Source organism: Streptomyces niveus (genome assembly GCF_001723055.1).
Lineage (GTDB): Bacteria > Actinomycetota > Actinomycetes > Streptomycetales > Streptomycetaceae > Streptomyces > Streptomyces niveus.
Genome location: NZ_MDCR01000491.1, coordinates 1 through 10,255, shown reverse-complemented (window position 1 = coordinate 10,255; position 10,255 = coordinate 1). Strand labels below are relative to the sequence as shown.

The window sequence follows — 10,255 nt, the reverse complement described above, 5'->3', positions numbered from 1 at the left end:
GCCGCCGACGACCTGGTCGTCCTGGACTTCGCCGACGAACAGTCCGTCGTCCAGACCCGGTTCGCCACCACGGCCCTGACCCTCCTCCGCGCCCACCTCGGCCTGCACACCGCGTCCGTGGTGGCCGACGGCGAGCGGGCCGTGGCGGAGCCGCTGCCCGAAGGGATCACCGACTGCTCGCAGTTCACCTTCCTCGGCCAGGGCTGGACCGTCGGACTGGCCAACGAGGGGGCGCTCAAGATGCGCGAGGCGGCGCTCGCCTGGACGGAGTCGTACCCCGCGATGGAGTACCGGCACGGCCCCATCAGCATCACCACCAAGGGCACGGCGACCTGGCTGCTCGGCGCCGCGCCCGACGGGCTCGCCGAGCAGGTCGGCGCCACCGGCGGACTGTGGGTGGCCGGTGAACTCGACCCGCTGGCCGAGCTCGTACGGATCCAGCGCCTGGCACTCGCGCTCGCCGACGCGCGGGGTCTCGACCCGGACCGGCCGCGCCACCTCACCCGCTCGGTGATCCTCGCCGGCGAGTAGCCGGCGTCCCGCCCGGCGGCGGAGGGCGAGGGCCGGAGACGTGGGCAACAGCTCCGGCCCTCAAGGCGATTGCACTGTTTCGGACTGTTGTGCGACGACTCATACCAGAGCGGGATGCTCTGTGGGCAAGTTCGTCAACTGCCCGCCACAACTGACTATTCGCCAACTACCGTGAGTGCTCGGTGATCAACGCTGGGCTTCTTCCGCATGTCCGCCCGCCGCCACCCACCGACGACACCGCAACTGAACACCCAGCCTGGGGCCCCACGTACCGAGGACACTGATGTCGCAACTTCGCGCACCCACCGCGCGACCCGACCGCCGAGAAGGCGGCCGGCACGGCCGGCCGGGCAGCCGCACGCCCTCGGCCAAACCGGCACCGGCCAAGGGCCCGGCGACCCGGAGGCCCGACAGGCCGGCGCCGCCCGAAGCACGTATACGCCCCCAACTCCAGCGCGCCGCCGTACTGCCGACCGTCATAACCACGCTCGGCGGCCTGCTCGCCCTGCTCGTCACCATCCGCTCCGGCGGGGTCCGACCGACTCCAGAGATCTGGGCCGCCGTCGCCGGCACGGTACTCATCGGCGCCGTCGCGGCCACGGCCGCCGCCATCGGCGCCGACCGCGCCGCGAAATCCGTCACCGACCGCGGCCACGCGCTGCGCCGGTCGAGCGCCCGCGCCCGCGCCGACCTGCGCGGTGTCGTGGAACAGCTCCGCCGGGGAGAGGGCCCGCCACCGCGCCGCACACCCCCGCCACCGGCGCCCGCCGGCGACGAACTCGACCTGCTCGCCCATGAACTGGCCCGCTCCCAGGAGGCGGCGGTCGCCGCCGTCGTCCAGGCGTCCCGGCTGTCGAGCAGCGTCGGCAACGAACAGAAGGTCGAGGTCTTCGTCAACCTCGCCCGCCGGCTCCAGTCGCTCGTCCACCGGGAGATCCAGCTCCTGGACGAGCTGGAGAACCAGGTCGAGGACCCGGACCTGCTGAAAGGTCTCTTCCACGTCGACCATCTCGCCACCCGCATCCGCCGGCACGCCGAGAACCTCGCCGTACTCGGCGGAGCCATCTCGCGCCGACAGTGGAGCCGGCCGGTCGCCCTGACCGAGGTACTGCGCTCGGCCATCGCCGAGGTGGAGCAGTACCCGCGCGTCAAACTCGTCCCGCCCGTCAACGGCGCCCTGCGCGGCCACGCCGTCGCCGACGTCGTCCACCTGCTGGCCGAACTGGTCGAGAACGCCACGCTGTTCTCCGCGCCGCACACCCAAGTACTGCTCCGCGCGCAGCAGGTGACCTCCGGGCTGGCCATCGAGGTCGAGGACCGCGGGCTCGGCATGCCCGCAGACGAGCAGAAGCGGATGAACGCCCTGCTCGCCGACCCCGACCAGGTCAACGTCGCCCATCTGCTCCAGGACGGACGGATCGGGCTCTTCGTGGTGTCGGCCCTGGCCCGCCGGCACGGCATCGCCGTCCGGCTGCACGCCAACATCTACGGCGGCATCCAGGCCGTACTGGTGCTGCCACGGGCCCTGTTGGGCGCCGACGGCGACGGTACGGGGGAGGCCGGCCGGACGCCGGGAGCCGCGACGACCGGGCCGCCCACGCCACTGCCCGAGCCCGCGCCCGTGCCTCTGCCCGCGCCCGAACCTGTGTCTCCGCCCATGCCCCCGCAGGCGTACGAGGCGGAGCCCGGCGCCGTACCGGAGAACCAGCAGCCGAATCCGCAGCAGCCCCGGGGGCAACGCTCGCACCGGCGGACCTCGGGGCGCCGGCCGCTGCCCGTGCGCGGCGAGCGTGGCGCGCGTACCAGCTCGATCTCGCGGCCCCAGCCGCCCGAGCCGCCCCCGCCGGACACTCAGCCGGACCCCGGGCCCCAGTTCCAGCCGGAGTACCGGCCGGTGCCGGACGACCTCTCCCTACCCGGCGTCGTGCGCGGCACCATGGACCGGCCCCAACTGCCCAAGCGGCGCAGCCAGGAGCATCTCGTCCCCCAACTGCGGGACGCGCCCGCCCCGCCCGGCGACGACGGCGAACCGATTCTCCACGATCCCGGTCTGATGGCCGCCTTCCAGCGCGGCATCGGCCTCGCCGAGGCCGCCCAGCCCGCCGCGGACTCCGCCCAACTCCCCGCCTCAGCCCCCGTACCAGCCCCGGCTCCCGAGCCCGTGGCGGACCTGCCGGATCCGCGACGCCAGGACCTGGACAACCCCCACTAGGAGTAGATCACCATGGCGAGCGATGCGCCGACAGGCCACGTCTCCGACCTCGACTGGCTGCTCAGCGGCCTGGTCCAACGGGTGCCGTACACCCGCAGCGCGGTACTTCTCTCCTCCGACGGACTCGTCCGGTCCGTCCACGGCCTCGACCCCGACAGCGCCGACCACATGGCCGCTCTCGCCTCGGGCCTCTACTCGCTCGGCCGCAGCGCCGGAGCGCGCTTCGGCGACACCAGCGAGGTGCGTCAGGTGGTGGTGGAGCTGGACTCCACCCTGCTCTTCGTCTCGACGGCGGGCTCCGGCACCTGCCTGGCCGTGCTGGCGGGCCGTGAGGCGGACGCCGCCGTCCTCGGATACGAGATGGCGATGCTGGTCAAGAGCGTCAGGCCCTATCTGGCGACGCCGATCAGGCAGCCGGCCGGCACCACATCGAGCGTCACGGGGCCGTGAGCGTGACGGTCCCCATGGACGGGCCGTGGCTGGACGAGGCCGCGGGCCGGCTCATCCGCCCCTACACGGTCAGCGGCGGCCGGACCCGCCCGACGGCGGAGCTGGATCTGATGTCACTGGTCATGGCCACGGGCGCCGCGAGCCAGATGTACTTCGGCCCCGAGCACAGCGAGGCGCTCGGCCTCTGCCAGGGGCCGACGTCGGTGGCGGAGATCGCCGGGCATCTGCGGCTGCCCGCCGTCGTCACGAAGATCCTGCTCTCGGACCTGATGGACAGCGGCGCGGTCACCGTCCGGCCACCGCACAACTTCGACAATCCCAGCGACTGTTCCCTTCTGGAGGCAGTACTCGATGGCCTACGACGACAGCTCTGACTCCTTCCCCACCCCGTTCCCCACCGCGCTCAAGGTCCTGGTGGCCGGTGGCTTCGGGGTGGGCAAGACGACATTCGTGGGATCGGTCAGCGAGATCGCACCGCTGAGCACCGAGGAACTGCTCACCCAGGTCGGGGCCGAGACGGACGATCTGACGGGCGTCGAGCTGAAGACCTCGACCACCGTCGCCATGGACTTCGGCCGGATAACTCTCGACGAGCGCCATGTGCTCTATCTCTTCGGCACCCCCGGCCAGGAACGCTTCTGGTTCATGTGGGACGAGCTGTGCCGGGGCGCGCTCGGCGCGATCGTCCTCGCCGACACACGTCGACTGGAGAACTCGTTCTCCGCCGTGGACTTCTTCGAGCAGCGCGGCATCGGATTCGTCGTCGCGGTCAACGAGTTCGACGGCAGCTTCCGTTACGACCCGGAAGAGGTACGGGCGGCGATCGATCTCCGCCCGGACGTGCCCGTCGTGATATGCGACGCGCGTATCGCCAGCTCCGGGATCCAGACCCTGGTCACCCTCGTCCAGCATTTGCTCACCGCCGTGCCGGGCGGCCCCGGCCAGGACGACGCGGTGGTGCAGCGGGACGACGGGGTGCCGCTGGACGGCCAGGTGTCCTTGTGAGGTACGACCCCATCGGGCGGCTGCTCCTGACTCCCGTCGACCTGGACGCGCCCGACCGCGTACGGCGGCTGCGGCTGCTCGGGATCGGCGAGCGGCCCGAGCCCGCGTTCGACGCCTTCGCACTGCATCTGGCCCAACTCGCGGGCGCGCCGTACGCGATGGTCAACTTCGTCGACGAGGAACGGCAGTTCTACGCCGGGCTGCACAGCCCGGCCCCCGAGACGGGCCGTCTCCGGGACCGGGACCACGGCTACTGCCCCCATGTGGTGGTACGGCGCAAGGCGCTCGTCCTGGAGGACGTACGCGACTTCCCGCGCTTCGCCGGAAACGCCGTGGTGGACGAGACCGGCCTGCGCTCGTATCTGGGCGTGCCCCTGATCGACCGGACCGGCATCGCCCTCGGCACGGTGTGCGTGGTCGACACCCGGCCCCGGCAGTGGGGGAGAGCCGGGCTGGAGACGGTCAAGTCGCTGGCCGCGGAGCTGTCGGAGCAGATACGGCGCAGAGAGGACGGCGGCGGTATCTGATCACCCGTCAATTCGCACCGTCAGGAACGGTGTTCCAGTACGTCGACGGCCAGTTCGCGCACCACCGACTCGTCCACCTCCACCCCGAGCCCCGGCCCGTCCGGCACCAGCGCGGTGCCGTTCGCGACCCGTACCGTCTCGCCCGCGTACGGCGAGCCGATGAACTGGCGCCCGTTGAGATCGACGGGTGTCGTGATGCCGTACGCCGCGAACAGATGCAGCGACGCGGCCAGCCCCAGGTCCGACTCCGTGAGCCCCGACCCCATCAGCTCGACCCCGCAGTCCTCGGCGAGCGAGCACAGCCGCCGCGACAGCGTGAGTCCGCCGCTGCGCTGAACCTTGGCGATCGCGACATCGACCGCCCCGAGCCGTACGAACGTCGCCAGATCGCTCGGATGCCGCAGGCTCTCGTCCAGCGCCACCGGTACGGCCGACAGGTCCCGCAGCCGTCGCAGCCCGGCGATGTCGTTGGCGGGCAGGGGCTGTTCGAAGGCGGTGACCCCGAGCGCGTCCAGCCGTCGGGCCATCCGCAGGGCGACGGGCACCGTGTAGGCCTGGTTGGCGTCGACCCACAGCGGTGCGTCCGGGGCGTGTTCGCGTACGGCGGCGACCACGGCCGCGTCGGTGTCCTCGTCGTGCAGCCCGATCTTGACCTTGAAGGCGCGATACCCCTCCTCCCGGCCCTCCGCGACGCTGTCACCCACCTCGGCGGGCGACTGGCCGGAGACGATCCAGCCCAACTTGACGGTGGAGGTGCGGCGTTGCCCCCACAGCACACCGAGCGGCACGCCCGCCGCCCTGCCGAGCAGATCGTGCAGCGCCACGTCCACGGCGCTCTTGGCGAGCGGCGCGCCGATGGTTAGGCCCCGGTTGACCGCCCGGTCGAAGGCGGTGTCGACGGCGTCCAGATTCCACACGGGTGTGCCGATGACCGCGGGCGCGAGATAGCGGTCGATCGTGGTCACGATCGATTCGGCGGTCTCGTACGTCCAGGCGGGGATGGGCGTCGCCTCGCCCCACCCGTACAGCCCGTCGGCGCCGACCCGGACCAGGATCCGGACGGACGGTCTCCCGGCGACGGCCACCGAGCCGCCCGCGACGCCGAAGGAGCGGTGGGTGGGCAGCTCCACGGCGAACGTCTCGACGCGGTCGATCCTCGGCGCGTTCTGATCCACGTTCATATCCCCTTTCCCGCACCGCTGTTCGTCGTCCCGTCCGGCGGCGGTGGCCCCGTGCTGGCCCGCACCACCACCTCGCCGCCCACCCGGAGCACCCGCGAACGCTGTCCGTGCGGCTCGCGCAGCGCCAGCGAGATCGCGTGCTGTCCCATCTCGGTCAGCGGCAGGGCGACGGTGGTGAGCGGGGGAGTCAACTCCCGTACGAGCGGGATGTCGTCGAAGCCTGCGAGGGAGATGTCGGCGGGTACGTCGATGCCCGCCTCCCTGAACGCGGCGAGCGCGCCCACCGCCATCACGTCCGTCACGCCGAAGACGCAGGTGGGGCGGGCCCGGCGGGCGAGGAGTTCGCGGGCCGCCGCGTAGCCGCCGTCGCGGGTGAACGCACCCTCGACCACGCAGTCCCGGTCGAGGGTGATCCCGGCCTCGGCGAGCCCTTCCCGGAAACCGGCCAACCGGTCGGCGACGGTGGTCAGTTCGGGCGGCCCGCTCAGCACCGCGAACCGTCGGTGGCCGAGCGCCAGCAGGGCGCGGGCCAGCGCCGCGGCACCCGCGCGGTTCTCGGGCAGGACGGCGTCGGCGCGCACGCTGCGGTGCCGGCTGACGACGGCGACCCGGCCGCCCGCGCGGATGTACGGGTCCAACTCGGCGCTCAACGCCCTTTCCCAGGTGCGGTCCTGGAAGCCCGAGCCGATCAGCAGGATGGCGCGGGCCCGCTGGGCGCGGAGGATGGAGACGTACTCGATCTCCCTCGCCGGCTCCCGGAAGGTGCTCGCCAGCATGACCAGGACGTCCTGTTCGGCGGCTGCCCGCATCACACCGTCGGCGATCGCGGCGAAGTACGGATCGCCCACGTCGTGGCAGATCAGCCCGACCGTGTTGCTGGACGAACTGGCGAGCGCCTGGGCGTGCGCGTTGGGAATGTAACCGAGCAAATCCGCTGCCGCCCGCACCCGTTCGCGCAGTTCGTCCCGGACGCGGGTCGTGCCGTTCAGCGCTCTGGACGCGGTCGCGAGGGAGACACCCGCGTGACGTGCCACGACGTCGAGCGTCACATGGCTCCGTGCTTCCCGATCAGTCAAGTCGGCCCCCGAGTCGCGGTGGCGGCAAGGCCCTTGGCGGGGCCCCGAAACTTCCGGACGACCTATTGACCGTTCGGACAAGCAGTCATTAGCGTGGCGATCACCTTACCAGAAAGCGCTTTCTGAAAGCGCTTCTTCCGGTACGGCAGAACGGCAACCGGTACAGCAGAGGATCGGACAGCGACTAGTAACCGCTCCTGATTCCCGAGGAGTTCACTGTGAGCCAGAGCGTCATGCCGGGACCGACCAAAGAGATCGCGGGAGTCGCCACACGCAACAGGCCAGGAGCGGGGGAGCGGTTCGGCAAGGCCGTCGAGACCAGTTGGCGGCCCGTCGCGCTGCTGCTCGCGTGCTTCGTCGCGTGGTGGGCCGTCGCCGCCGCCGAGCTGGTCGAGCCGTATCTCGTCCCGTCGCCCGGGGCGACCCTGGACGTGCTGACGGGCAAGACCAGTTACCTCTGGGAACACACGTGGGTGACCACCTACGAGACGCTGCTCGGCTTCGTCATCGCGGTCGCCGTCGGCGTACTCGCGGCGGTCGTGATGGTCTACTCGTCGACCGTCGAGAAGACCCTCTACCCGATCCTGCTCTTCGCCCAGGTCGTCCCGAAGATCGCCATCGCGCCCCTGTTCGTCGTCTGGCTCGGCTTCGGCATCACGCCGAAGGTCCTCATCGCGGTCCTCATCGCCTTCTTCCCGGTCGTGATCTCCATGGTCACCGGCCTCAAGGCGGTCGACCCCGAGATGCTCCAGCTCTCCGCGACGATGGGCGCGAAGCCGTGGCAGACCTTCGCCAAGATCCGCTTCCCCGCCTCGCTGCCTCATCTGTTCTCGGGCCTCAAGGTCGCGGTGACGCTCGCTGTCACCGGCGCCGTCGTGGGCGAGTTCGTCGGCGCCAACGAGGGCCTGGGCTATGTGATCCTCCAGGCCAACGGCAACCTCGACACCCCGATGCTCTTCGCCGGCCTGCTGGTCATGTCGTTCATCGGCGTCGTCCTGTTCGTCCTGGTCGAGATCGCCGAGAAGCTCCTTCTGCCCTGGCACGCCAGCCGCCGGGACAACAACGTCACGACCTCGTTCTGAGCCCCGACGACGCCGGGAATTCCGGTCACCCCGGTCAGCCCGACCACCCGAAGAGACCTGTCCTCCGTTCCATCCGAGAAGGGCCAGCCATGCACTCCCGCAGACTCCTGATCGGCCTCGTGCCGCTTCTCCTGGTCGCCACCGCCTGCGGCGAGGACGGCGACTCCACCACCACCAGCGACTCGGGCAAGAAGCTCGACAAGGTGACGCTGACGCTCAACTGGTACCCGTACGGCGAGCACGCGCCCTTCTACTACGGCGTGAAGGAGAAGATCTTCGAGAAGCACGGCATCGACCTGGAGATCCGGGCGGGCCAGGGCTCGCAGAAGACCGTCCAGGCCACCGCCGCCGGGCAGACCGACTTCGGCTGGGCGGACACTCCCGCCGTGATCAGCGGCGTCGACCAGGGCGTCAACGTCAAGAGCCTCGGTGTGATGCTCCAGACGACGCCGTCGTCCGTGCAGTTCTTCGCCGACCAGAACATCAAGACGCCCGCCGACATCAAGGGCAAGACGATCGCGGGCACGGCCGGTGACGCGCTCACCAAGACGTTCCCGATCTTCCTGGAGAAGAACAACCTCAAGCTGTCGGACGTCAAGATCCAGAACACCGACCCGGCGGGGAAGATCGCCGCGGTGATCTCCGGGAAGACGGACGCGCTGCTCGGCTACGCGAGCGATCAGGGCCCGACCATGGCGGACAAGGCCAAGAAGGACGTCGAGTATCTGCGCTTCTCGGAGAACGGGCTCAACTTCTACTCCAACGGTCTGATCGCCGGTCAGAAGATCCTCAAGCAGGACGCCGATCTGACGAAGCGCATGGCCACGGCCGTCAGCGAGGCGTGGGCCGCCGCCGAGAAGGCGCCGGAGCCCGCGGTCGCCGCGATGGAGGGCGCGTCCGAGCAACTGCCGCCGAAGGCCGTACTGACCGAGCAGTTCGCGACGACGATGACGCTGCTGCACACCGACTCGACCCAGGGCAAGGCTCCGGGGCTCAACACCGAGGCTGACTGGCAGGAGACCATCGACGTCTTCGCGGAGGCCGGTCTGGTGAAGAACCCGAAGGCGCCGGCGGATTACTGGGACAGCTCGGCACTGAAGGGATGACGATGCCCAGGGAATCGACTCTCCGGGAGCGTGACGTGAGCAGGAGCGGTGTGAGCAAGACCAGTCCGGGCAGGACCAGTTCGGGCAAGGCCGGTCTGAGCAAGGACGACACGGCGAAGGGCGGCGCGGCTGCCGTCTCCCTGAACGACGTCGCCGTGCGCTTCCGTACGAAGGACCGCGACGTCACCGCCCTGCGGGACGTGTCGCTCGACGTACCCATGGGCGAGTTCGTGGCGATCGTCGGCCCCTCGGGGTGCGGCAAGTCGACGCTGCTCAAGCTGGTCGCCGGGCTGCTGAAGGCGTCCGCCGGTGACGTACTGCTCCACGGTGAGCGGGTCGACGGGCCACGGCCCGACATCGGTTACGTCTTCCAGCGGGCCGCCCTCCTGGAGTGGCGCAGCGCCCGGCGCAACATCCTCCTCCAGGCGGAGATGCGCCGGATGCCGAACGACGAGGCGCGCGCCCGCGCCGACGAACTCATCGAGATGACCGGCCTCGGCGGCTTCGAGGACGCCTATCCGCACGAGCTGTCGGGCGGCATGCAGCAGCGGGTGGCCCTGTGCCGGGCGCTGCTGCACCAGCCGCCGGTGCTGCTGATGGACGAGCCGTTCGGCGCGCTCGACGCGCTGACACGCGAGCAGATGAACATGGAGCTGAACCGCATCTGGCGGGAGACCGGCACCACCGTGCTGCTGGTCACGCACTCCATCTCGGAGGCGGTCTATCTGGCGAACCGGGTCGTGGTGATGAGCCCGCGGCCCGGCACGATCACGGAGATCATCGACGTGGGGCTGCCGCCGGAGCGGGACTACGTGGAGACGCTGGCCCGGCCGGAGTTCCGCGAGGCGACGACGCACATCAGGGAACTGCTGGGCGCGGCGTCGTCGGAGGACTGAAGGGGAGGACCGAAGGACCGGTCCCATGAACCGGGCGAGGTGGTGGCACGACGTGTCGGCGTGCCGCCGCCTCGCCCGTGTGCGCCGCGTCGCACGGTGCCCGTGCCCCGTACCGACCGGGGCCCGCTCACCCGGTGAGACCGCGCGGCGCACACCCGGCCCGGCGCTGCGCGGTCTCACCGGGTGAGC

Annotated in this window: 11 protein-coding genes; 9 read left to right on the top strand and 2 right to left on the bottom strand. The window is 70.8% G+C overall.

Going from position 1 to position 10,255, the window contains the following annotated elements:
- The 6 genes from BHU15_RS36690 to BHU15_RS36665 all read left to right on the top strand — a co-directional run.
- Positions 1-531, top strand: a 531-nt coding sequence (locus BHU15_RS36690; protein ID WP_368483238.1) for an SIS domain-containing protein, incomplete at its 5' end; no start/stop codon positions are given.
- 283 nt (positions 532-814) lie between these two features.
- Positions 815-2,743 (top strand): sensor histidine kinase, encoded by a 1,929-nt coding sequence (locus BHU15_RS36685; RefSeq protein ID WP_069631035.1) that lies wholly within the window; start codon positions 815-817, stop codon positions 2,741-2,743.
- Between the two features lie 12 nt (positions 2,744-2,755).
- On the top strand, positions 2,756-3,193 hold the full coding sequence (locus BHU15_RS36680) for a roadblock/LC7 domain-containing protein (protein WP_023537243.1): 438 nt from the start codon (positions 2,756-2,758) through the stop codon (positions 3,191-3,193).
- Between the two features lie 2 nt (positions 3,194-3,195).
- Positions 3,196-3,567: a DUF742 domain-containing protein gene (locus tag BHU15_RS36675; RefSeq protein ID WP_171907029.1), complete on the top strand. Its 372-nt coding sequence runs from the start codon at positions 3,196-3,198 to the stop codon at positions 3,565-3,567.
- Positions 3,545-4,198: a GTP-binding protein gene (locus tag BHU15_RS36670; protein WP_079128632.1), complete on the top strand. Its 654-nt coding sequence runs from the start codon at positions 3,545-3,547 to the stop codon at positions 4,196-4,198. The genes BHU15_RS36675 and BHU15_RS36670 overlap by 23 nt, the downstream gene beginning before the upstream one ends.
- Entirely contained in the window at positions 4,195-4,725 is a 531-nt protein-coding gene (locus tag BHU15_RS36665; protein ID WP_069631034.1) for a GAF domain-containing protein, read from the top strand. The genes BHU15_RS36670 and BHU15_RS36665 overlap by 4 nt, the downstream gene beginning before the upstream one ends.
- A 20-nt stretch (positions 4,726-4,745) precedes the next feature.
- Here the strand turns inward: BHU15_RS36665 and BHU15_RS36660 are convergent, their stop codons facing one another.
- The gene (locus tag BHU15_RS36660; protein ID WP_255293304.1) at positions 4,746-5,900 is read right to left on the bottom strand and encodes a mandelate racemase/muconate lactonizing enzyme family protein; all 1,155 of its coding nucleotides are present in this window, start codon (positions 5,898-5,900) and stop codon (positions 4,746-4,748) included.
- Between the two features lie 2 nt (positions 5,901-5,902).
- Positions 5,903-6,955 carry a LacI family DNA-binding transcriptional regulator gene (locus BHU15_RS36655; RefSeq protein WP_069631032.1) on the bottom strand — a complete coding sequence of 351 codons (1,053 nt, stop codon included), beginning with the start codon at positions 6,953-6,955 and terminating at the stop codon, positions 5,903-5,905.
- A gap of 260 nt (positions 6,956-7,215) precedes the next feature.
- Here BHU15_RS36655 and BHU15_RS36650 point away from each other — a divergent pair, with 260 nt between their 5' ends.
- From BHU15_RS36650 to BHU15_RS36640, 3 genes are all read left to right on the top strand, one after another.
- Positions 7,216-8,064, top strand: coding sequence for an ABC transporter permease (locus BHU15_RS36650; RefSeq protein ID WP_106962546.1), 849 nt, complete (start codon positions 7,216-7,218; stop codon positions 8,062-8,064).
- An 89-nt stretch (positions 8,065-8,153) separates the two neighbouring features.
- On the top strand, positions 8,154-9,170 hold the full coding sequence (locus BHU15_RS36645) for an ABC transporter substrate-binding protein (protein ID WP_023537236.1): 1,017 nt from the start codon (positions 8,154-8,156) through the stop codon (positions 9,168-9,170).
- Positions 9,167-10,066, top strand: coding sequence for an ABC transporter ATP-binding protein (locus BHU15_RS36640; RefSeq protein ID WP_079128631.1), 900 nt, complete (start codon positions 9,167-9,169; stop codon positions 10,064-10,066). The genes BHU15_RS36645 and BHU15_RS36640 overlap by 4 nt, the downstream gene beginning before the upstream one ends.
- Positions 10,067-10,255 lie beyond the last annotated feature (189 nt).